This window comes from Sphingomonas sp. ERG5 (assembly GCF_000803065.1).
Lineage (GTDB): Bacteria > Pseudomonadota > Alphaproteobacteria > Sphingomonadales > Sphingomonadaceae > Sphingomonas.
In genome coordinates this window covers 22,294-42,684 of record NZ_JSXI01000001.1, presented here as the reverse complement: position 1 = coordinate 42,684, position 20,391 = coordinate 22,294, and the positions used below count along the sequence as shown (strand labels likewise).

General features: G+C 63.3%; 24 protein-coding genes. 13 read left to right on the top strand and 11 right to left on the bottom strand.

Annotation, left to right across the window (positions count from 1 at the left end; all coding sequences use genetic code 11):
* Positions 1-13 precede the first annotated feature (13 nt).
* From OO12_RS00225 to OO12_RS00215, 3 genes are all read left to right on the top strand, one after another.
* Positions 14-1,420: an FAD-binding oxidoreductase gene (locus OO12_RS00225; protein WP_034156624.1), complete on the top strand. Its 1,407-nt coding sequence runs from the start codon at positions 14-16 to the stop codon at positions 1,418-1,420.
* A 479-nt stretch (positions 1,421-1,899) separates the two neighbouring features.
* Positions 1,900-4,158 carry a DNA topoisomerase IV subunit A gene (gene parC, locus OO12_RS00220; protein WP_034156623.1) on the top strand — a complete coding sequence of 753 codons (2,259 nt, stop codon included), beginning with the start codon at positions 1,900-1,902 and terminating at the stop codon, positions 4,156-4,158.
* 127 nt (positions 4,159-4,285) lie between these two features.
* Entirely contained in the window at positions 4,286-5,941 is a 1,656-nt protein-coding gene (locus OO12_RS00215; protein WP_034156813.1) for a putative bifunctional diguanylate cyclase/phosphodiesterase, read from the top strand.
* Here OO12_RS00215 and OO12_RS00210 read toward each other — a convergent pair.
* The 4 genes from OO12_RS00210 to OO12_RS00195 form a co-directional block, all read right to left on the bottom strand.
* Complete coding sequence (locus OO12_RS00210) at positions 5,917-7,125, bottom strand: CCA tRNA nucleotidyltransferase (RefSeq protein ID WP_034156622.1); 1,209 nt, start codon at positions 7,123-7,125, stop codon at positions 5,917-5,919. The two genes, OO12_RS00215 and OO12_RS00210, sit on opposite strands and share 25 nt — an antisense overlap.
* A complete protein-coding gene (locus tag OO12_RS00205; protein ID WP_034156621.1) occupies positions 7,113-7,715 on the bottom strand; it encodes a CoA pyrophosphatase in 603 nt (200 codons plus the stop codon). Before OO12_RS00205 ends, OO12_RS00210 begins: the two co-directional genes overlap by 13 nt.
* Complete coding sequence (locus tag OO12_RS00200) at positions 7,712-8,278, bottom strand: DUF1285 domain-containing protein (protein ID WP_034156620.1); 567 nt, start codon at positions 8,276-8,278, stop codon at positions 7,712-7,714. The genes OO12_RS00205 and OO12_RS00200 overlap by 4 nt, the downstream gene beginning before the upstream one ends.
* 68 nt (positions 8,279-8,346) lie before the next feature.
* Positions 8,347-8,853, bottom strand: coding sequence for a GNAT family N-acetyltransferase (locus OO12_RS00195; protein WP_034156619.1), 507 nt, complete (start codon positions 8,851-8,853; stop codon positions 8,347-8,349).
* 151 nt (positions 8,854-9,004) lie between these two features.
* Here OO12_RS00195 and OO12_RS00190 point away from each other — a divergent pair, with 151 nt between their 5' ends.
* Together OO12_RS00190 and OO12_RS00185 are read left to right on the top strand one after the other, a co-directional pair.
* Positions 9,005-9,376 (top strand): dihydroneopterin aldolase, encoded by a 372-nt coding sequence (locus OO12_RS00190; protein WP_034156618.1) that lies wholly within the window; start codon positions 9,005-9,007, stop codon positions 9,374-9,376.
* A gap of 5 nt (positions 9,377-9,381) precedes the next feature.
* Complete coding sequence (locus OO12_RS00185; RefSeq protein ID WP_152616185.1) at positions 9,382-9,714, top strand: Rossmann fold domain-containing protein; 333 nt, start codon at positions 9,382-9,384, stop codon at positions 9,712-9,714.
* Positions 9,715-9,730: 16 nt separating this feature from the next.
* Here OO12_RS00185 and OO12_RS00180 read toward each other — a convergent pair whose 3' ends face one another.
* On the bottom strand, positions 9,731-10,597 hold the full coding sequence (locus OO12_RS00180; protein WP_034156617.1) for a hypothetical protein: 867 nt from the start codon (positions 10,595-10,597) through the stop codon (positions 9,731-9,733).
* A 221-nt stretch (positions 10,598-10,818) separates the two neighbouring features.
* Between OO12_RS00180 and OO12_RS00175 the strand changes: the two genes are divergently transcribed.
* The 5 genes from OO12_RS00175 (at position 10,819) to OO12_RS00155 (ending at position 13,933) form a co-directional block, all read left to right on the top strand.
* The gene (locus tag OO12_RS00175; RefSeq protein ID WP_034156616.1) at positions 10,819-11,487 is read left to right on the top strand and encodes an energy transducer TonB; all 669 of its coding nucleotides are present in this window, start codon (positions 10,819-10,821) and stop codon (positions 11,485-11,487) included.
* A gap of 79 nt (positions 11,488-11,566) precedes the next feature.
* Positions 11,567-12,340 carry a MotA/TolQ/ExbB proton channel family protein gene (locus tag OO12_RS00170; RefSeq protein WP_034156615.1) on the top strand — a complete coding sequence of 258 codons (774 nt, stop codon included), beginning with the start codon at positions 11,567-11,569 and terminating at the stop codon, positions 12,338-12,340.
* A gap of 125 nt (positions 12,341-12,465) precedes the next feature.
* Entirely contained in the window at positions 12,466-12,951 is a 486-nt protein-coding gene (locus OO12_RS00165; RefSeq protein ID WP_034156614.1) for an ExbD/TolR family protein, read from the top strand.
* A gap of 28 nt (positions 12,952-12,979) precedes the next feature.
* Positions 12,980-13,408: an ExbD/TolR family protein gene (locus OO12_RS00160; protein ID WP_034156613.1), complete on the top strand. Its 429-nt coding sequence runs from the start codon at positions 12,980-12,982 to the stop codon at positions 13,406-13,408.
* Positions 13,409-13,573: 165 nt separating this feature from the next.
* Complete coding sequence (locus tag OO12_RS00155; protein WP_034156811.1) at positions 13,574-13,933, top strand: tetratricopeptide repeat protein; 360 nt, start codon at positions 13,574-13,576, stop codon at positions 13,931-13,933.
* A gap of 42 nt (positions 13,934-13,975) precedes the next feature.
* Here the strand turns inward: OO12_RS00155 and dcd are convergent, their stop codons facing one another.
* Complete coding sequence (gene dcd, locus OO12_RS00150; RefSeq protein WP_034156612.1) at positions 13,976-14,530, bottom strand: dCTP deaminase; 555 nt, start codon at positions 14,528-14,530, stop codon at positions 13,976-13,978.
* Positions 14,531-14,643: 113 nt separating this feature from the next.
* Between dcd and OO12_RS00145 the strand changes: the two genes are divergently transcribed.
* Complete coding sequence (locus OO12_RS00145; protein WP_034156611.1) at positions 14,644-14,919, top strand: metal/formaldehyde-sensitive transcriptional repressor; 276 nt, start codon at positions 14,644-14,646, stop codon at positions 14,917-14,919.
* A gap of 10 nt (positions 14,920-14,929) precedes the next feature.
* Entirely contained in the window at positions 14,930-15,904 is a 975-nt protein-coding gene (gene dmeF / locus OO12_RS00140; protein WP_052215363.1) for a CDF family Co(II)/Ni(II) efflux transporter DmeF, read from the top strand.
* 18 nt (positions 15,905-15,922) lie between these two features.
* Here dmeF and OO12_RS00135 read toward each other — a convergent pair whose 3' ends face one another.
* Genes OO12_RS00135 through OO12_RS00125 form a run of 3 tightly spaced genes read right to left on the bottom strand, consistent with a single transcriptional unit; the run spans position 15,923 to position 17,551 of the window.
* Positions 15,923-16,357, bottom strand: coding sequence for a cytidine deaminase (locus OO12_RS00135; protein ID WP_152616184.1), 435 nt, complete (start codon positions 16,355-16,357; stop codon positions 15,923-15,925).
* Between the two features lie 14 nt (positions 16,358-16,371).
* Positions 16,372-17,067: a glycoside hydrolase family 25 protein gene (locus OO12_RS00130; protein ID WP_052215362.1), complete on the bottom strand. Its 696-nt coding sequence runs from the start codon at positions 17,065-17,067 to the stop codon at positions 16,372-16,374.
* Between the two features lies 1 nt (position 17,068).
* Entirely contained in the window at positions 17,069-17,551 is a 483-nt protein-coding gene (locus OO12_RS00125; RefSeq protein WP_034156610.1) for a UPF0262 family protein, read from the bottom strand.
* A gap of 132 nt (positions 17,552-17,683) precedes the next feature.
* Here OO12_RS00125 and OO12_RS00120 point away from each other — a divergent pair, with 132 nt between their 5' ends.
* Positions 17,684-19,183, top strand: a complete 1,500-nt coding sequence (locus OO12_RS00120; RefSeq protein WP_034156609.1) for a replicative DNA helicase — start codon at positions 17,684-17,686, stop codon at positions 19,181-19,183.
* 21 nt (positions 19,184-19,204) lie between these two features.
* Here OO12_RS00120 and OO12_RS00115 read toward each other — a convergent pair whose 3' ends face one another.
* A complete protein-coding gene (locus tag OO12_RS00115; protein WP_034156608.1) occupies positions 19,205-19,960 on the bottom strand; it encodes a phosphoadenylyl-sulfate reductase in 756 nt (251 codons plus the stop codon).
* Positions 19,953-20,381 carry a DUF934 domain-containing protein gene (locus OO12_RS00110; protein ID WP_034156607.1) on the bottom strand — a complete coding sequence of 143 codons (429 nt, stop codon included), beginning with the start codon at positions 20,379-20,381 and terminating at the stop codon, positions 19,953-19,955. Before OO12_RS00110 ends, OO12_RS00115 begins: the two co-directional genes overlap by 8 nt.
* Positions 20,382-20,391 lie beyond the last annotated feature (10 nt).

The window sequence follows — 20,391 nt, the reverse complement described above, 5'->3', positions numbered from 1 at the left end:
GGAAAGAAGAAAGATGAGTGTTTCGGAAAATGTCCCGACACATGACTTGCCAGTGCAAGCGAAGGCCTCACTCGACGAGCATTTTGGCGATCGCGTGAGCTATTCGGAGGCGATTCGATCGCAGCACGGCCGGAGCGAGGCTCATCATGCCGCGCAGCTGCCGGACGCCGTGGTATTCGCCGAGAGCAGCGAGGATGTGATTTTCGTTGTCCGGCTCTGTTCGGCACATGATATCAAATTGACTGCATATGGCGCCGGAACCTCGATGGAGGGCAACGCGATACCGCTCCATGGCGGTATATCACTCGATATGAGCCGGATGAATCATATCCTCCGCGTCAATGCGGAGGATTTCGATGTTGTGGTCGAACCGGGGGTGACGCGGAACGCACTCAACGATCATCTGCGCGATCAAGGTTTGTTCTTCCCCGTCGACCCTGGTGCCGAAGCAACGATCGGCGGCATGGTGTCGACCCGTGCCTCGGGGACCAACGCGGTCCGATACGGTACGATGCGCGAGGCCGTGCTCGGCCTGCGTGTCGTCACGGCCGATGGCCGGGAAATCCGCACGGCGCGTCGGGCGCGCAAATCCGCTGCCGGCTACGACCTCACGCGCTTGTTCGTCGGCGCCGAGGGCACACTCGGCATCATCACCGAGGTGACCTTGCGTCTTCATCCGATACCCGAGGTGATTTCGTCGGCAGTCTGCAGCTTCGAAACGCTCGAAGGCGCGGCGGCGACCGTGATCCAGGCAATCCAGTGCGGGGTACCGCTTGCTCGCGCCGAAATACTCGACGACGTTGCGATGCGGGCCGTCAATCGCTGGGCGAAGCTCGACTATCCTGAGAAGACGACCTTGTTCTTTGAGTTCCACGGGTCGCCATCGGCCGTCGCAGAACAGGTCGAGACGGTGAAGGAACTCGCCACTGGAAACGGCGGCGGCGGTTTCCAATGGTCCAACCTTCCCGAGGAGCGGGCCAGGTTGTGGAAGGCGCGGCACGAAGCCTATTATGCTGCGGTCAATCTGCGTCCCGGCGCCGTCGGCTGGTCGACCGATGTTTGCGTCCCGATCAGTCGGCTCCCCGAGTGCATCGCGGACACGAAGAGCGATCTGGAAGCGGCGTCCATTCCCGCAGCAATCCTCGGCCATGTCGGCGATGGGAATTTCCACGTAATCTTTTCACTCGACCCTGCCGCACCCCATGAAATGGAAGAAGCCGGCGCGATTAACGCCCGCCTGATCGCCCGGGCACTGGCCATGGACGGAACCTGCACTGGCGAGCATGGGGTCGGCATCGGCAAGCAAGAAGCCCTGGTGGATGAACTCGGCGACAGCGTCGATGTCATGCGCCAGATAAAACGCGCCCTTGACCCACGCGGGACGTTCAATCCCGGAAAGATATTCGCCGCCGAGCATTAGAAGATGCGTTCGGCATGACGGGCCAATGGTGACAATGGCTGGCTCGCCAGGGTGCCGGAAGGACGCTCAGCTGAAAGCCATCTGCCTCGAGATTTAACACCGGCAACAGTAGGAATTCTGCGCCTCAAACGACCCAGCTATCAATTTCATGGATACCTGAACGACGATTTACCCGTTTTCGCAAATACCAGCGGCACTTAGGGGGCGAAACCCGGCCGCCTCAACGCTCGTCATGCTCCAGTGTCATCGACCGAGCGCCTCGCGCGCACCGCGCCGAGATATGTTACATTAGGGTGTAACATATCTCCCCTGCGGCCTTGTCTCTTCTCACGTCCCCAACGTACGGCATGATTCAACCGCCGCTCAACCTCCGCCATTACGGCGCCCATGAAAAAACCCACCCCAGCGCCCCAAACCCACTGACGTCCCCAGTCGCTGCACTCTCGCCACCGCCGATTGGCGCTGCTATCGGCAGGGGAATGACCACCGATGTGACCGACCCCATTCCTGATGCCTTCAACGCCATTGTCGATGCGCCCTTCGACAGTGCGCTGTCCGACCGCTATCTCGTCTATGCGCTGTCGACGATCACCGCGCGCTCGCTGCCGGATGTCCGCGACGGGCTAAAGCCGGTGCATCGCCGCCTGTTATGGGCGATGCGGCTGCTCAAGCTCGATCCGGCGCAGGGCTACAAGAAATGCGCTCGCGTCGTTGGCGACGTGATCGGCAAATATCACCCGCATGGCGACCAATCGGTCTATGACGCGATGGTGCGCCTCGCGCAGAGTTTCGCGATGCGCTACCCGCTGGTCGACGGGCAGGGCAATTTCGGCAATATCGATGGCGATAACGCCGCCGCCTATCGTTACACCGAGGCGCGGCTGACTCAGGTCGCGATCGACATGATGGACGGCCTTGACGAGGACGCCGTCGATTATCGCCCGACCTATAATGGCGAGGAGCAGGAGCCCGAGCTCTTCCCCGGGCTGTTCCCCAATCTGCTCGCCAATGGCGCGGCGGGGATCGCGGTCGGCATGGCGACGAGCATCCCGCCGCACAACGCCGCCGAATTGTTCGACGCCGCGATCCTGCTGATCGATCAGCCTGGTGCGACCGATGCGCAAGTGCTTGAGCATGTGAAGGGACCGGATTTCCCGACCGGTGGCCTGGTTGTCGACAGCCCGGCCGCGATTGCCGAAGCCTATGCCACCGGTCGCGGCGGCTTTCGGGTGCGCGCGCGCTGGACCATCGAGCGCGAAAAGGGCGGCGGCTGGAATGCGATCGTCACCGAAATTCCCTATGGCGTCGCCAAGGGCAAGCTGATCGAGCAGATCGCCGGGCTGATCAACGACAAGAAACTGCCGATCCTCGCCGATATCCGCGACGAATCCGACAGCGAGATTCGCATCGTCATCGAACCGCGCAGCCGTACGGTCGATCCCGACATGCTGATGGAGAGCCTGTTCCGGCTTTCCGACCTGGAAAACCGCGTCAGCCTCAACCTCAACGTGCTTGATTCGCGCCGCACGCCGCGCGTGATGTCGCTGCGCGAGGCGCTGCAGGGCTGGGTCGAGCATCAGTTCATCGTGCTGCAGCGGCGCACCGCGCATCGCCTGGGCAAGATCAGCGACCGGGTCGAACTGCTCGACGGCTATCTCATCGCCTATCTCAATCTCGATCGGGTGATTGAGATCATCCGCACCGAGGATGAGCCCAAGCCAGTGATGATCGCCGAATTCGGCCTGACCGACCGTCAGGCCGAGGCGATCCTGGACATGCGGCTGCGCCGTTTGCGCAAGCTGGAAGAGATGGAGATCCGTAAGGAGCGCGACGGGCTCGAAGCGGAAAAGACCGGGCTCGAGCTGCTGCTCGGCAGCGACGCGCGGCAGCGCACGCGACTGAAGAAGGACATGGGCAAGCTGCGTGAGCGCTATGGCCCCGAAACCTTGCTCGGCAAGCGCCGCACCACCGTCGCCGAGGCCGCGCCGGCGCGCGAAATCCCGCTCGAGGCAATGATCGACCGCGAGCCGATCACCGTCATCATGTCGCAGCGCGGCTGGATTCGCGCGATGAAAGGGCATGCCGACGAGGCGACGATCGCCGCGCAGAAATTCAAGGAAGGCGATGGTCCGATGTTCGCCTTCCCGGCGCAGACCACCGACAAAATCCTGCTCGCTGCCGAGACTGGGCGATTCTACACGCTCGCCGCCGATAAATTGCCCGGCGGGCGCGGCTTTGGTGAGCCGGTGCGGCTGATGATCGATCTCGACGGCGAAACCGGCATTGTCGGCCTGTTGCCGGCGAGCGCCGCGGAAAAGCTGATCGTGGCGGCGACCGATGGCCGCGGCTTCATCGTGCGCACCGCCGATACCATTGCCGAAACGCGCAAGGGCAAAACCGTGGTCACGCCGCGCATCGGCGCCAAGCTGAAGGTCGTGCGGCCGGTGACGCCCGGCGCCGACTATGTCGCTGCGATCGGTGATAATCGCCGGCTGCTGGTTTTTCCGCTGGCCGAACTGGCCGAACTGGCGCGCGGGCAGGGGGTGCAGCTGCAGCGTTACGGCGATGGCGGCCTCTCTGATGCGACCACCTTCGTGTTCGCGTCCGGGCTGAGCTGGCCGATGGGCGGTGACACCGGGCGCACCCGAACCGAAACCGATCTGGCCCCCTGGCGCGCCGCGCGTGGCGCGGCGGGACGGATGCCGCCGACCGGCTTTCCGCGCGATAATCGCTTCTGATCGAAACGTTCGTAAAATAAGTCAATTTTCAGCGGGCTTTAACGAAGTTGGGTTAGGCGCTGATCCAATGGCGCTGACAAAGCCTCTCAACCTGTTCAGACCGAAGCAGCCGGAGGCACCGGCGGCGATGGCCTCGCCTGTCCCTGCGCTCGACATGGCGACGGCGGCGATCAACCTGCTGCCGATCCCCGCTGCACTCGTCGCGCACCGCGACGGTGCGTTTCAACTGCTGACGGTCAACCATCCATTCCGGCTCGCTGGCCTGGGTACGGTGCCCGAACAATCGCCGTTCATCGCGCAAATCGGTCCGCGCCTTCTGGCTTTTATCGACAGCGATGCGCTGCGCGAGGAATTCCGGTGGGAGTTTGGCGACAGTGTCGACTGCCGCTATTATCATGTGACGCTGGCGCGGCTGGTGCGCAACGACGAACGCCGTTGTCTGGTGACATTGGTCGATCACACTTCGGAATTGCGCACCGAGCATAATCTGCGGCGCGAGATGATGACCGACAGCCTGACCGGCCTGTCGAATCGCGCAGGCTTCTCCGACCGGCTCGAAGCGCTGATGGCGGATGCGCAGCAGCGCGCACGCTATGCGGTGCTGGTGCTCGATCTCGATCGCTTCAGCCGGGTCAATGCGTGCCTCGGGTCGATGGCGGGCGATGAATTGCTGATCACCGTGGCGCGGCGACTGAAAGGTGCGCTGCGCGCGCATGACATTCTCGCGCGGACCGGCGGTGACGAATTCGGTATCTTGCTGACGCTTGAAGAAGGTCCGGCCGATGCCGACCATGTCGCGCGGCGAATCCAGAGCGCGCTCGCCACGCCGTTCCGACTGTCGGATTTCGAAATTCGCGTCGCTTGCTCGATCGGCATCGCCTTCGGCTCGGCGGAAGTCGATGACGCGGAGGAACTGATCCGCCACGCGCAGTTCGCGGTCAAACGCTCTAAGGTCAGTGGGCGGGCCGAAGCCTATCAGACTCAGGCATTCGATATCGCGCGCGAGCAATTCGGCATGGAAACGTCGCTGCGCCGGGCGATCGAGAATGGGTTGATGCGCCTGACCTATCAACCGATCTGCGATCTTTCGACCGGTCGGATCGTCTCGTTCGAAGCGCTGGCGCGCTGGACCGATGAGGATGGGGTGCAGCATTCGCCCAATGATTTCATTCCCGTCGCCGAGGAATCCGGGTTGATCGTCCCGCTTGGCCGTTGGGCGATCGAGGAAGCGGCGCGGACACTGGCCGGTTGGGACAACAAGGCCGGTGGTGATTGCGGGGTCAAGCTGGCGGTCAATCTGTCGGCGATCCAGTTGCAGCGCGACGCCATCGCGCCGGTCGTCGAGCGCGCCTTGTCACTTAATGGGCTGGCTGGTTCGCGCTTCACGCTGGAGTTGACCGAAAGCGCGCTGGTCACCGACCCCGACCGCATCGCGGCGATCATGCATGCGCTGAAGGGGCTGGGCACCACCATCGCGATGGATGATTTCGGCACCGGCTATTCGAATCTGGCCTATCTGCAGAAACTGCCGATCGACGTGCTCAAGATCGACCGCAGCTTCATCACTGGCATGCTTGCCGATCGCGACAAGATCGCCATCGTTCGCGCGATCCTCAGCCTGTCCCAGGCGCTGGGTATGAAGACCACGGCGGAAGGCATTGAAACCAACGAACTGGCACAGACGCTGGCGGCCCTGGGCTGCACTTATGGTCAGGGCTATGTCTATGCCCGGGCACTCGAAGCCGATGCCGCCTTCGCTTATCTGGCGGCCAATCCCCATTGAACGACGGCCGCGTCGGCAATCGCCGACACACGCGCCGCATCGGGAAAGCCTTCCGCGATCCATTGCTCCTCGATCGTGCGCAGCAATCTCGCGACATCCGGGCCTTTATTGACTCCGCGCCCGACCAGCGCACCACCGGTCAACGGCAAGGTCGGCGCGACCCAATCGGTCAGGCCGGCAAGCTCCGTGACCGGACGGTTCGACAATAATATCCGATCGATAGCGAGCGTTGTTCCAAGCCGATAGGACAAGACTTGAGCGAGGTCGTCGCCGGTCGGTTCGGCGGCATTGATCAGACGCCGGCGATCCGCTTTCGAAAGCTTGAGCCGTGCACCGACATCCTCGGCGATCGATGGATTGCGCGGTAGCAGCGCCGCCAACCTGCGGATCGCGGCAGGCGGAATGGCTGCAACTGATTCCCGCTTGGCCAATGTCGTCAGCCGTTCGACGCCCGCACGATCGATTTCGGGCAGCACGGGCAGGAAAATGCCGCGTTCGACCATCAGATCGACGACGCGCACGGCGTGGACGGCAACCAGCAGCTTGACCAGTTCTGCGGCAATGCGTTCGCGCGACAATGCCATCAGATCATTGGCGCGTGCGGCACAAGCGGTCAGCCCCGCCGCGTCAGGCTCATCGCCGAAGCGCGCATGAAAGCGAAAGAAGCGCAGGATGCGCAGATGATCCTCGGCAATGCGCTGCAGCGGATCACCGATGAAGCGCACGCGTTGCGCCGCCAGATCCTCGCGTCCGCCAAAGTAATCGAACACCTCGCCGGTCAGCGGATCGGCATAAAGCGCGTTCATGGTGAAATCGCGTCGCGCCGCATCTTCGCGCCAGTCGTCGGTAAAGGCGACGATCGCGTGGCGCCCGTCGGTCGATACGTCGCGGCGCAGCGTGGTCACTTCGACCGGCGATCCGTCGGGCAGCACGGCGGTGATCGTCCCGTGCGCCAGGCCGGTCGGTATCGCCCTGATGCCCGCCGCCCTCAGCTGATCGAGCACATCGTCGGGGGCGAGCGGCGTGGCGATATCGACATCGGCCACATCGATGCCGAGCAAGGTATCGCGCACCGCGCCGCCGACGAACCGGGCATTGCCCCGTGCCGCACCGAGCACCGCGCACAGCCGGTCCAGGCCCGCGCGCCTGCGCCATGCCGCATCCGGCAGGATCATGCGGTCCATCGCAGCCGCCGCGACAGGTTGACGATGATCGCGGCGGTCGCGCCCCAGATGCGATGACCCTGCCAGTTGATCTCGTAATAATGCCGGTTTCGGCCCTGCCACTCAGTGGTCGCTTCGACATGGTTGGTGGAGTCGAGCAGATAGCCGAGCGGCACTTCGAACACATCGGCGACTTCGGCGGCGTTGGGCACCAGCAGCAGATCGGGCGGCACGACGCCAATCACCGGCGTCACGTCGAACCCGGTCACAGTGCGATAGCGGTCAGCCGTGCCAATCACCGTCACCTGGTCGCGCGGCAGGGCGATCTCTTCTTCCGCTTCACGCAGCGCCGCCGCGATCGCGTCCGAATCGCCCGAATCGATTCGTCCGCCGGGAAAGGCGACCTGCCCTGCATGGCGGCGCATCGTATCGGGGCGCTGAGTCAGGATGACACCCGGGTCGGCGCGATCGGTCACCGGGATGAGCACTGCGGCGCGCGCCATCGCCGTGGCCGAATCGAGTTCGGGGTCGCGGTGATCGCCGGTCAGCAATACGGTGTCGATCGCATGACCCGCTTCCAGGGCCTGGTGCAGCCGTTCGATCAGGGTCATGCTGCGGGCTCCAGTGCGAAGAAGGCGCCATCGCTCCAGATACCCGGTGGGGTATCGTCGCCGGCCAAGGCGATCGCTGCCAATTCATAATAGACCGATCGCGCGACCAATGCTTCCAGTCCACCGCGCACGTGCAGATAGGGGCGTGGGCCATCCTCGCGGGTTTCGAAGCGTAGCGGATGATCACGGCCCGCGGTCACCAGGTCGCCGGTGTTGAGCCGGAAGGCGAGGCGGGCCTCGCGTCCTTCGCTCTCCGCCTTCATCTCGACGGCCACGAACGGGACATCCTCAACGTCGATGTCGAGCTTCTCGATCGGCGTGACCAGCACATAGCCGCCATCCGGTTCGCGGCGCAGGATGGTCGAGAAAAGCCGCACCATCGCTTGCCGTCCGATCGGCGACCCCTGATGAAACCAGGTGCCATCGCGCGCGATGCGCATCTCGCTGTCGCCGCAATGCGTCGGATTCCAGCGCTCTACCGGCGGCAACTTATTCTCTTCGGCAAGCCGCGCGATGTCGGACAGCGATAGCGAGGCAAGATCTGGAACGGGGGGCATCGGCATAGGAGGTGCGGTAGGCCAGCCCTGCGCCCTGGTAAAGCGTTGGGGCGCAGCGCATTGCGGGTAAAGCGTCAGGCGTGAACCCGTGGGCCGAGCGACCCCGCGCTGGTCGGGACCCGATCGCCACGTGACAGCAAACGCTGGCGTTCGACCGGCCCGGGCACGCGCCATTCACCCGTGCGTTCAGCCGAAAACCCGAAGAAGCGACTATAATATTCGGGATCGCCGATCAGCATCAACGCGTGCGATTCACCGCGAGCGTCGGCCGTGTCGAGCGCGTGACGCATCAACATCCGGCCGATTCCGTCGCGCTGCCGTGCCGGCTCGACTGCCACCGGACCGACCATGATCAGTGGCGCCAGGCCGCCATCATCGCCCGTAAACAGGACCGGCCAGCATTGGATCGTGGCGATCAGCGCCCCATTGTCCAATGCGGCGAAACTCAGCCGGGGGAGGGCGGATACGCCGTCACGAATACGATAAGCCGTTCGGCCATGCCGGTCCGCGCCGAACGCCCGATCGAGCAGATCCTCGACGGCGTCGTTGCTGACATTGGCAATGGGCACGATCTCGATCACGGCTCTGGCTCCTGCCCGCGCGCTCTCAGCGGGCCGCGCGCTGTAGCGGTGATAGTGATGAACGCAAATGGAATGAGGGATTCGGGCGCATGGCTTTCACCCAGCGTGGCATCTGCTATGGCGCGCGCTTCCGCCAGTGAAAGGGCCGCGCTTGGACGACAGTCTCAGCCTCGAAGTGCATGATCTCGATGTTCAGGTGCTGACAGGAATCTATTCCGAGGAGACGCATCTGCCGCAGCCGCTGCGTATCTCCATGACGGTCGATATCGATTGTCCCGACCGATTCTCCGCCGATACCCCGCTGAGCGCATCGAAAAACTATATGGACCTGCGCCATGCCGCGACCACCGCGTTGCCCGAGGGCGTGCATTTCACACTGGTTGAGGGCGTGGCGGATCATATCGTCGAAACGTTGATGCTGCAGGACCGGCGTATATCGAAAGTCGTGGTGAAGATCGTCAAGCTGGCGATTGCCGAAGCGGGCGAATCGATCGGCATCACGTTGACGCGCCACCGGCGGTGAAGGCCATGCCGGCGCTCGGCGATATGCTGTCTGCCGTTACGGCTGCGGTCGATTCGGCGCAGGTCGTGGTTGCAGCCGTCCCGATTCGGGACGTGCTGGAGCAGGCAAGGCGATCCTCCGCGGGAATGATTCTGGTGCTCGCGGGGCCCGAATTGGGCGCGGCCGATCGGGCGGCGCTGCTCGCGACAATCGGGCCGCTGGCGGTCGAGCTCGCGCCCGTAAGGCGAATCGGTGCGCTCGATCTGACCAGGGACGCGTCGATTGTGGATGGTATCGCCGCGGCGCGGTTTCTGACCGATGCCGAATCGACCACCGGTCAGATTTTGCGAATCGGCTGAAGTCGTCCGACAAATTCTAGCGAGTCGGGCCCCGATCGCAGCGCCCGAGCGATTCGATCACGAACTGATAATCGTCCCGGGCGACCGCCGCATTTTCGCCATCCTGGCCCATATTGGGTAACGCGGCCGGCAAGGCGCAGGCCAGCCGGTACCAGAGCAACGTATCGCCCGGCGGAGGTGGGGCGGCTTGCTCGACGACATCGCTCAGTGACAACGACCAGCGGCGTTCTTCGCCGGGGCGGCGCGTGATGTTCAGCGACACGGGCCGGCTGTCGGCGGTGGTCAGGAATATCTGCGTCTCGCCTTCTCCGGGCAGGTTGCCGGGTGTGTGGAAGGCATTGCCGATACCAGTGACGACGGGGGGGGCGTCGACGGCAATTGTCTCGGTCGTGATGCGCCGGGTCAGTTCGTCGGCGCCCGGCGTCCAGGCGCGTTGCGCATCGGGGCGCACGAGTTGGATCTGACCGGTGGCGCCGGCCACCGCGCGGGCAAATAGCAACACCCGAAACTTGCGCAGATTGGGCAATTTGCCTCGTGCATCGATTGGCACATCGAGGACATAACCGATTCGCGGCGGCAGGGGTGCCGAGCTGCGAATCAGGGCTTGAACATCTGCCTCGACGTACAGTCGCGCAAAGCCCTGGGGCACATTCAATGCCTCCGGACCCTTGATTCGAGTCGCGCCGCGGATGGCGGCATCGACAATTACAGGGGCTGCCAGAACGAGATCGGCAAACACCGCATAGGGCGGCGGCGGCTCCGGTAAAGGGGCGGCCGCGGGCGCGCGCTGGGCGGCGGATCGGTGCTGCGCAACGGCGGAAAGCGGGGCGATTGCGGCGGCGAGGAGGGCCGCGCCGCTCAGGATCACTGGAACACGAAGCATGGTTCCGCGTTACGCGATCAAGGCGATCTTATACAGAAATAATTCTGTCGTGTTCCGATTGTACGTTTGTTGCGTCCGACAAAGCGTTTGCGTCGTAGTTTCGCTCACGATAGAGGTTCGGCTCTGCTTGAGGATACAATGGCCCATTGCAGACGGGTAAGCGACCGCGCTGCGGATCGCTAACAGCCGAACTGACCGGGACAGAGGAGTGTCGTTTCTGAATGTCGTATGCTGACCAAAGAATGAGCGGTAGCAAGGTGGTCGCGATCGTTATCGTCGCGCTCATCCATGCCGTTATCGGGTACGCCTTCGTCACCGGCCTCGCGTATCAGTACGTGAAGAAGGCGGCGGAAAAGCTCAACACGTTTGACGTGGAGGAACCACCACCCCCGCCGCCGGACGAACCCCCGCCCCCGCCGCCTGACACGCCGCTGACGCCGCCGCCGGTCGTATCGCCGCCGCCGATCGTCAATGTGCCGCGTCCGCCGGTCGTGATGCAGACGGTGACCACGCCGCCGCCGGCAGCGCCCATGGTGCCGATCGCTGCGCCACCGGCACCACCGCCACCGGCCCCCGCGCCGCCACGCGTCGCTGTTCCTGTGACGCCACGCGGCAACCAGGGTGACTGGTTCCCTCAGGATTCCTATCCTGCGGCAGCGCGTCGTGCCGAAGCGGAAGGTCGCGTCAGCGTCCAGGTGACCGTGGATACACGGGGCCGAGTCTCTGCTTGCCGCGTGACTTCATCGAGCGGAAATTCCGACCTTGATGAGGCAACGTGCCGGCTCGCCACACGCAACGGCCGCTTCAATCCGGCCAAGGACGCAAACGGCACCGCGATCGAATCCACGACCTCCATCCGGGCGGTCAAGTGGCAGATCGAGGACCGATAATATAACCGACGCCCCCGGGTGATCCCGGGGGCGCCGATCCAGTTTACAGATTTTGACTGTTTGAGAGGGAAGTACCGCAATGTTGACCACCATTCTTGCCGCAGGTGCGGCACCTGCCGCCGCCGGAAACAACCCGTACGGCTTCTGGGAAGCGCTCCAGCAGGGCGGCGTCATTGCCTGGTCGGTGTTCTCGATCCTGGCGTTCATGTCGATCGTGTCGTTCTATATCCTGTTCACCAAGCTGTTCGAGCAGCAGAAGATCATCAACCAGTCGAAGCGCGTCCGCGCCAACTTCTGGAGCGCCAACTCGCTGCGCGAAGGCGCTGCCAAGCTCGAAAAGAACTCGGCCTATCGCCAGATCGTCGATGACGGCCTGCAGGCACAGGATCAGCACGCTCAGCTGACTGATCCGGTCGAGGCGCATGACTGGCTGCACGGTTCGCTGGCACGCTCGGAAGCATCGATCAACTCGAAGCTGGGCGGCGGTCTCGCCTTCCTCGCGACGGTAGGCGCGACCTCGCCGTTCATCGGTCTGTTCGGTACGGTTATCGGCATCTACCGCGCACTGATCAAGATCGGTGCGGCTGGTCAGGCATCGATCGACGCCGTCGCCGGCCCGGTCGGTGAAGCACTGATCATGACCGCGCTCGGCCTCGCCGTGGCGGTTCCGGCCGTGCTCGCCTACAACTTCCTGCAGCGCCGCAACAAGTCGATCGCGGAAGATCTCAGCGCGTTCTCGAACGATGTGCTCGGCTTCCTTGCCTCGAACGGTGCGGTTCGTCCGGTGTCGACCGCGCGCAAGCCTGCCGCCAAGCCGGCCGCTGCCGCAACGACGGCCGCTCCGGCGCGCTGATCAATGATGGACCGGGGCCGCGTCATGCGGCCCCGGACCTTTGCGGCGACCGAAGGGCCGTTGCGAAAGGAAAGCCTCGCCGGGAACATCCGGCGACGCGATTGAATGGATAGGGATAGCCCTCAATGGCAATGAGTGTTGGCGGCGACAAAGCCGCCGAAAAGCCGATGTCGGACATCAACACGACCCCGCTGGTGGACGTGATGCTCGTGCTGCTGATCATCTTCCTGATCGCGATTCCGGTCGCGATCCAGGCGATCAAGCTCAAGCTGCCTGATGTGCGGTACGATCCGACCACGACCAAGCCGGAGAACGTGTCTTTGTCGATCACCACCGACAAGGACGGCCGGTGCGCTGTGTACTGGAACCTGTCGCGGGTGACGCATGAGGAACTGCTCGAAAAGGCGGTTACCAAGCTGAAGGCTGAAATCGCGCGCCAGGGCGGCGTCGGCAACCCGGATCTCGAACTTCCCGAAGCGCATATCCGCGGTGACGTGAACGTGCCGTACCAATGCATTGGTGGCGCGATCTACACGATGCAGATGGCGGGCTTCGCAAAGGTCGGCTTCATTTCCGAACCGCCGGCGGGTGGCAACATCCAGCGCCTGTGACGGTCGCGAAATTCAGGAGTAATATAGCATGGCAATGAGCGGCGGTTCCGACGACGGTGAACCGATGATGGAAATGAACACGACGCCGTTGATCGACGTCATGCTCGTGCTCCTCATCATGTTCATCATCACGATCCCGATCCAGACTCACGCGGTGAAGGTCGACCTTCCCGTTAACGATCCGAACCAGGTCAACCAGCCGATCGACCCTGAGAAGAACAAGGTCACGATCGATCCGGCGGGCGTTGTTTCGTGGAACGGCACTGCCGTCGACACGGTTACGCTCCAGCAATATCTGGAGACGACCAAGACGATCAGTCCGGAGCCTGAGCTCCACTTCCAGCCCGACCCGCAGGCGCGCTACGCCAAGGTCGATGAGGTCCTGGCGGTGGTCAAGCGTTCGGGTGTGAGCAAACTCGGCTTCATCGGCAACGAGCAATATCGCAACGATTTCTGATTTCGCATCAGTCATCGTCACGCGGAAAAGGGCGGCCTTCGGGTCGCCCTTTTTCGTTCGGTCGCCGGCGCTATCAAGTCTCTTGTGATTGTTTCACTGAAATGACACAACAATGTCATAAAAATGAAATCCTTCCGTCATGGAAGAGTCATTAGGAGAGTGATGATGCGCACTGCATTTTATGCACTGGCGGTAGCCGCCACCTTCGCCGTACCCGCCATCGCCCAGGCGACCGATGCGGATCGCAATGGCTCGGTGGAGATTTTCCGGGGCGATTATACGACTGCCGAGCGTACGCTGCTCGACCAGCGCCGCCTGTTTCCCGATCATGCCGATCTGACGCTCAACCTGGCGGCGGTCTATCAGCACGCTGGTCGCGTCAGCGAAGCGCGCGCGCTGTATCGCGACGTCTTGCGTCGCCCTGACGAGCAAGTCGACATGGCCAATGAGCGGACTTTCTCGTCGCATCAACTGGCGACGATCGCGCTTCAGCGCTTGGAGCGTACGCAAGTCACCACGCGCTGACGTCGATGCGATCTCGTTCGACGAGATCGCACGACGCTGTTTCTAGACCTTGGGCAGCGTGACGCCGCGCTGGCCCATATATTTGCCCGCACGGTCGGCATAGCTTGTCTCGCATGGTTCGTTACCCTGCAGGAAGAGGAACTGGCACGCTCCTTCATTAGCGTAGATTTTCGCCGGCAGCGGTGTGGTGTTCGAAAACTCCAGCGTGACATGCCCCTCCCAGCCGGGTTCGAGCGGCGTCACGTTCACGATGATTCCGCAGCGCGCATAGGTCGATTTACCCAGGCAGATGACCAGCACGTCGCGCGGCACGCGGAAATACTCCACGGTCCGCGCCAGCGCGAAGCTGTTGGGCGGGATGATGCACACATCTGTCTGGCGATCGACGAAGCTGTTCGCTGCGAAATCCTTCGGATCGACGATGACGCTGTCGATGTTGGTGAAGATCTTGAACTCGTCCGAGACGCGCGCGTCATAGCCATAGGAAGACAGGCCATAGGAGATGCATCCGTCGCGTTTCTGGCCATCGACGAACGGCTCGATCATCCCGTTACTGAGGGCCTGTTCACGAATCCAGCGGTCCGACAGAATCGACATGCTTCTACTCTCCTGATGCCCCAGCTTTCGCGGGAATGGGCCGCGCGAGCAAGGGGGAGAAGAAGGTCGGGCACTATTGTTAAGCGTGAAATATTAGGGTAGGGGGGTATCCTATGGCTCACTTGACGAAAGACAACGACGCGCTGACCAACCGGGTCAAGCGTATTGCCGGCCAGGTCGATGCGATCGATCGTGCTCTTGCCAGTTCCGCAAGCTGTGCCAGTATCCTGCATCTGGTTGCCGCGACGCGCGGCGCGATCAACGGGCTGATGGAGGAAATCATCGACGCCTATCTGCGCGAGCATGTCGCCGGCCCCGACCTGTCCGATGAGGCACGTGCACAGGGGGCCGATGAGCTCCTTTCCGCCATCCGACGCTACGCGAAATAGGGGCGTCGCCATGTCGAAAGTCGATAGCTTGATGCGTTGTCACGCCCCGGTGCCGCTCGCGGCCAGCCATGACCGCAACGCGCGACGCACCTTATGGGTGGTCATTCTGACCGCCGTGATGATGGTCGGTGAGATCGTCGCGGGCTATATGACCGGGTCGATGGCTCTGCTCGCCGATGGTTTCCACATGGCGACGCATGCTGGTGCGCTGGGCGTCACCGCGGCCGCCTATGCTTATGCCAAGCATCACGCCGAAAGCGGGCGCTATAGTTTCGGGACGGGCAAGGTCGGCGATCTGGCCGGTTTCACGTCGGCACTGATTCTCGGCATGGTTGCGATCGGCATCGGCATCGAATCCATCATGCGACTGGTCCATCCGGAAAAGGTCGATTTCGGTGATGCGACGTTCGTCGCGGTGCTTGGCCTGGTGGTCAATATCGTCAGCGCGATACTGCTGTCGGGCGACCATAGCCATGGACCGGGACACGCGCACAGCCATGATCAAACGCACGCGCAGGCTGACGCCCATGATCACGACCATCATGGGCACCAGCACGCCCATGGCCACGACAATAATATGCGTTCGGCCTATATCCATGTTCTCGCCGACGCGCTGACCTCGATCCTGGCGATCGGCGCTCTTCTCGCCGGGCGTTATCTCGGCTGGGTATGGCTCGACCCTGCCATGGGCGTAGTCGGTGCCCTGGTCATTGCGCATTGGTCGCGTGGGTTGCTGCGCGACACTGCCGGGATTTTGCTCGACCGCAGCGATGTAAAACTCGCGGCGCGATTGAGTGCTGCGATCGAAGGGATCGGCGATGTGTCGATTACCGATCTGCATGTCTGGCCGATCGGTGCCGGCTGCCATGCGGCGATCGTCACCGTCACCTCGACGCCGATACTCCCCCCCGAGGTGATCCGCGCCCGGGCGGCGGACGTGAAGGGCATCCGGCATTTGACGATCGAGTGCGCGGGGCGCAGCTGATCTCGGCACAAGCGACCGTTATTGCAGGTCTTTGGGCCCGAAGGCATGGGGCAGCAGTTCGGAGAGCATGTGCCGTTCGACGGCATCGCCTTCGGCCGCGCCGCACCAGATGACCACGTCACGATCGCCGACTTGCGCCGCTTCGTTGATGACCTGGCGGCAACGCCCGCACGGCCCCACCGGAGTCCGGCCGCGTGGTACGCCAGTCGAGTCCATCGCCCCGCCGATCACGCCGATCGCGACCACATCGGCGAGGCGTCCCGCGCTGCTCACCGTCGCCAGCGCGACAGTCTCGGCGCAGAGCGACAGGCCGTAGCTCGCATTCTCGAAATTGGCGCCGGTCACCACGCTGTCGTCGCTCAACAGCACGGCGGCGCCGACGCCAAAGTGCGAATATGGTGCATAGGCCTTGCGGGCGGCGTCGCGCGCGGCGGCGATCAGACGATCGCGCATGTCATCGTTCAACATCATGGTGCCACCACATTCCAATGGACCGGACCCTCGACGCCGTCGATACGCCGCATGTCGCTTGCCTGCCACATGCGCCACGGCCGAGCCGCATAATCGGGCGGGAAGAAATTCTGCACCGCCCAGATCGGGCGCGGAATGGCGCCGGACAGGCGGTAGGTCACTTCGACTCGTTGCGAAAGCTTCAGCAGTACCGGCGTGCCGGTATGTGATTCGACCATGGTGATGAAGCGTTTTACCTCGCTGACCACAACGTCGCGCTCGGGGCGTGCCGGACAGTCATCGGCAAAGTCCATATAGACGGCGGCGGGCAGGGCGTCGCTGGCATGAGGGACTGTGGTGTTGAAGTTGTTTGCCTGGTCCGCGGCCAATTGGCAGAAGGACCAGACATGCATGGCGCCGCGCCGGATGCCGCTGGCATAGGCATCGGTCCAGTTCTGCGCGAACCGTTCGTCCCGGCCGGTGGCGCCGATCGTCGCGCGCAAATAGCTGAAATCGGCGCCACCCGCTAGAACGGTGGGCCAGTGGATCGCCCCTTGCGCTTCGCTAACGTCGACGCCCTGAAAATTATAGCTTTTGTCCGACGGTCGCCAGCTGATCGCGAAAGCCCAGACGATCACCCCGCTTAACCCAAGCACGATCACCGCCGCACCGGTGCGGCCGATACGTCGGCCCAAAAGGCGTAGGCTCACCATCTCAGCCCTTGATGTGCAGGACGCAGATCAGCGTGAAGAGCCGCCGGGCGGTGTCGAAATCGATCTCGATCTTGCCCTCCAGCCGCTCCTTGAGCAGTTCGGCCGCCTCGTTATGGATGCCGCGTCGCGCCATATCCACCGTCTCGATCTGGGTCGGCGTCGCATTGCGGATCGCCTGATAATAGCTGTCGCAGATCGCGAAATAATCCTTGATCGGCCGCCGGAAGCGCCCGAGCCCGAGAATATAGGTTTCGAGATGCGTATCGTCGTCGCGGTTGATCGCGATCGCCAGCCGGCCTTCCTCGACCGCCAGCTCGATCTTGTACGGGCCGGCATAATCGTCGGGATAGTCGCGCTGTGGCGCGAAATGATTGCCCTCGATCAAGTCGAAGATCGCAATCCGGCGCTCCTGTTCGATATCCGCGGATCGCCACAGGATGGTGCGTTCGTCGAGGGCGACGGCAATGATGCGCTGATCGGACATTGTGACTGCCCTATCGAGGATAGGCGCAGGGGACAATGCGCCCCGATCAAACGTCGCTGCCGCGATCTTATCCACAGCCGGTTCGCCACAAGCCGCTTGAGACGCGGGGCGAGGGGACTATGACATCGGGATATGGCCACCATCCTTCCTTTGCCCACGACACCCGAATCGACCAACCTCCCCCAGAATGTCGAGGCCGAGGCGGCGATGCTCGGCGCGATGATGATCGATAACCGTCTCGCCGACGATCTGATCGACACGCTCGAGCCCGACCATTTCTTCGAACCCCTGCATGGCCGCATCTTCGCCGCGATCAAATCGGCGCGCGGCAACGACATGCTGGCGACGCCGGTGACCCTGCGCCCGATGTTCGAAGCGGACGAGGGGATGAAGCAGCTCGGCGGCCCGGCCTATCTCGCACAGCTGACCGGCAGCGGCGCCGGACTGATCGGCGCGCGGCAATTCGCCAAGCAAATCTATGACCTTGCCATGTTGCGCACGCTGGTGACCGTCGGGCGCGGACTGGTCGAACGCGCGCTCGATACGTCGGAGGAAGTGAATCCGCGCGGCCAGATCGAACTTGCCGAGGAAGAACTGTTCAAGGTCGCGGCAGAAGGCGGCACCGAAAGTCAGATCAAAAGCTTCGCCCAGGCGACGACCGCGGCGGTCAAGATGGCGCAGCGCGCGCTGAATTCCGGCGGCAATGTCTCGGGCGTCACCACCGGCCTCGATACCGTCAACGCCAAGATCGGCGGCATGCATCATTCGGATTTGATGATCCTCGCCGGACGTCCGGGCATGGGCAAGACCTCGCTTGCCACCAACATCGCGTTCAACGCCGCGCGCCGCTACATGCGCGATCGTGAGGACGGGCTGTCGCATGGCGAGTCGATCGGCGCCAAGGTCGCGTTCTTCAGCCTCGAAATGTCGGCCGATCAGCTGGCGACGCGTATTCTGGCCGAACAATCGCGGATCAGCTCGGAATCGCTGCGCATGGGCAAGATCAGCCGCACCGAATTCAACCAGCTTGCCGCCGCCGCCGCCGATCTCGAAAACCTGCCGCTATTCATCGACGATACGGCGGGCCTGACCATCGCCGCGCTGCACACGCGCATGCGCCGGCTGCAACGGCGGCATAACAATGAAATCGGCCTGGTGGTGATCGACTATCTGCAATTGCTGACCGGGTCGGCCAAGGCGTCGGGCGACGGCCGCGTGCAGGAAATCTCCGAGATCAGCCGCGGGTTGAAGACGTTGGCCAAGGACATGAACGTGCCGGTGCTGGCGCTGTCCCAGCTCAGCCGCGCGGTCGAACAGCGCGAGGACAAGCGCCCGCAGCTGTCCGATCTGCGCGAATCCGGCTCGATCGAGCAGGACGCCGACATGGTGTGGTTCGTGTACCGCGAGGATTATTATCTCGCGATGCGCGAGCCGGAACATCCCAGCTCGACCAGCTCGGCCGAAGTTCATGAAAAGCATGCGAAATGGTCGCTGCTCTATCAGGATGCGGCGGGCCTGGCCGAACTGATCATCGGCAAGTCGCGCCACGGCGCGACCGGCAAGATCACGCTGCGCTTCGAACCCGAGATCACGCGGTTCAGCGACTATGTGGGCGCGGTGTATCCGGATTGAACCACAGGCGATTGAAAAGGCTTAGAAAACTGGTTCTTCGCCTGGCTTTTCGGCGACGTGAATGCCGCACTCAACCTTTTCCCACCCGCGCCATCTTCCGGCGCGCGGGTCCTCGCCCGGCTGGACCTTGCTGGTGCAGGGCGCGCAGCCGATCGAGGGATAACCCTCGGCTTCGAGCGGATGGTGCGGCAGGTGATGCTCGTCGAAATAGGCGTTGAGCGCGTCCTTGTCCCAATCCGCCAGCGGATTGAGCTTGAGCCGGCCCTCATCCTCCTCGAAGCGCGGCATGGCGAGGCGGGTGCCGGCCTGGAAGCCCTTGCGCCCCGAAATCCACGCATCGAACGGCGCCAGTGCGCGGCGTAGCGGCTCGACCTTGCGCAGGTCGCAGCAGCCATCGGGATCGTAGGACCAGCGCAGGCCGGTCTTGTCCTTCGCCGCGAGCAGGCGCGGATCGGGACGGAAAACGCGCAGATCGGTGAAGCCAAGCTGTTCGGACAGCGTGTCGCGATAAGCGAGCGTCTCGCCGAAGATCTTCTGCGTGTTGACGAAGATCACCGGGATGTCGCGGTCGATGCTGGCGATCAGGTGGAGCAGCACCGCGCTTTCCGCGCCGAACGACGACACCGCCGCGACGCGCCCGAGCAATTCGCCGGTCAGCAATTCCTCAAGCATCGCGCGCGTCGAGACGCCGGCGAAGCGCGCATTCATCGCCACCGCATCCGCCTTGGTGAAGGGCGTCACGTCGATCAGGTCGAGTTTGCGCGCGGCTTCACCCATGCCGCAGCTTCCATACCGGCACCGCCCTGTCGGCTGCGGTCTGATAGAATTCGGGATAGCGGTTGAGCGACGCGGTGGCGGTCGCCGCATCGATCTCCGCCTCGGGCGCGAAGCTGTCGAAGCCGCAGCGGCGCATATAGAGGAGCTGATCGACCAGCACGTCGCCTTGCGCGCGCAATTCGCCCTCATAGCCGGCCTCGCGCAGGATGCGGGCGGCGGAATAGCCGCGCCCGTCGCGGAAGCTCGGGAAACTGATTTCGACCAGGGCGATCTGGCCGAGGTGCGGGATCAGCGCGCGAACGTCGTCGCCCGCCTCGATGCGCACGGCGGTGGCGTTGGTCTGGCCGAGGAACGCCTCGAGCGTTACCGCCGGCTCGTCATGCGCGGCGTCGTCGCGGAAGCGGAGCAAGGTGTCGGTCATCACTGACCTC

Bases quoted from the DNA above. Each gene is read 5' to 3' on its own strand.
- OO12_RS00225 (WP_034156624.1), top strand. From the start codon at position 14: ATGAGTGTTTCGGAAAATGTCCCGACACATGACTTGCCAGTGCAAGCG.
- parC (WP_034156623.1), top strand. From the start codon at position 1,900: ATGACCACCGATGTGACCGACCCCATTCCTGATGCCTTCAACGCCATT.
- OO12_RS00215 (WP_034156813.1), top strand. From the start codon at position 4,286: ATGGCCTCGCCTGTCCCTGCGCTCGACATGGCGACGGCGGCGATCAAC.
- OO12_RS00210 (WP_034156622.1), bottom strand. From the start codon at position 7,125: ATGGACCGCATGATCCTGCCGGATGCGGCATGGCGCAGGCGCGCGGGC.
- OO12_RS00205 (WP_034156621.1), bottom strand. From the start codon at position 7,715: ATGACCCTGATCGAACGGCTGCACCAGGCCCTGGAAGCGGGTCATGCG.
- OO12_RS00200 (WP_034156620.1), bottom strand. From the start codon at position 8,278: ATGCCGATGCCCCCCGTTCCAGATCTTGCCTCGCTATCGCTGTCCGAC.
- OO12_RS00185 (WP_152616185.1), top strand. From the start codon at position 9,382: ATGCCGGCGCTCGGCGATATGCTGTCTGCCGTTACGGCTGCGGTCGAT.
- OO12_RS00180 (WP_034156617.1), bottom strand. From the start codon at position 10,597: ATGCTTCGTGTTCCAGTGATCCTGAGCGGCGCGGCCCTCCTCGCCGCC.
- OO12_RS00175 (WP_034156616.1), top strand. From the start codon at position 10,819: ATGTCGTATGCTGACCAAAGAATGAGCGGTAGCAAGGTGGTCGCGATC.
- OO12_RS00170 (WP_034156615.1), top strand. From the start codon at position 11,567: ATGTTGACCACCATTCTTGCCGCAGGTGCGGCACCTGCCGCCGCCGGA.
- OO12_RS00165 (WP_034156614.1), top strand. From the start codon at position 12,466: ATGGCAATGAGTGTTGGCGGCGACAAAGCCGCCGAAAAGCCGATGTCG.
- OO12_RS00160 (WP_034156613.1), top strand. From the start codon at position 12,980: ATGGCAATGAGCGGCGGTTCCGACGACGGTGAACCGATGATGGAAATG.
- OO12_RS00155 (WP_034156811.1), top strand. From the start codon at position 13,574: ATGCGCACTGCATTTTATGCACTGGCGGTAGCCGCCACCTTCGCCGTA.
- dcd (WP_034156612.1), bottom strand. From the start codon at position 14,530: ATGTCGATTCTGTCGGACCGCTGGATTCGTGAACAGGCCCTCAGTAAC.
- OO12_RS00145 (WP_034156611.1), top strand. From the start codon at position 14,644: ATGGCTCACTTGACGAAAGACAACGACGCGCTGACCAACCGGGTCAAG.
- dmeF (WP_052215363.1), top strand. From the start codon at position 14,930: ATGTCGAAAGTCGATAGCTTGATGCGTTGTCACGCCCCGGTGCCGCTC.
- OO12_RS00135 (WP_152616184.1), bottom strand. From the start codon at position 16,357: ATGCGCGATCGTCTGATCGCCGCCGCGCGCGACGCCGCCCGCAAGGCC.
- OO12_RS00130 (WP_052215362.1), bottom strand. From the start codon at position 17,067: ATGGTGAGCCTACGCCTTTTGGGCCGACGTATCGGCCGCACCGGTGCG.
- OO12_RS00125 (WP_034156610.1), bottom strand. From the start codon at position 17,551: ATGTCCGATCAGCGCATCATTGCCGTCGCCCTCGACGAACGCACCATC.
- OO12_RS00120 (WP_034156609.1), top strand. From the start codon at position 17,684: ATGGCCACCATCCTTCCTTTGCCCACGACACCCGAATCGACCAACCTC.
- OO12_RS00115 (WP_034156608.1), bottom strand. From the start codon at position 19,960: ATGGGTGAAGCCGCGCGCAAACTCGACCTGATCGACGTGACGCCCTTC.
- OO12_RS00110 (WP_034156607.1), bottom strand. From the start codon at position 20,381: ATGACCGACACCTTGCTCCGCTTCCGCGACGACGCCGCGCATGACGAG.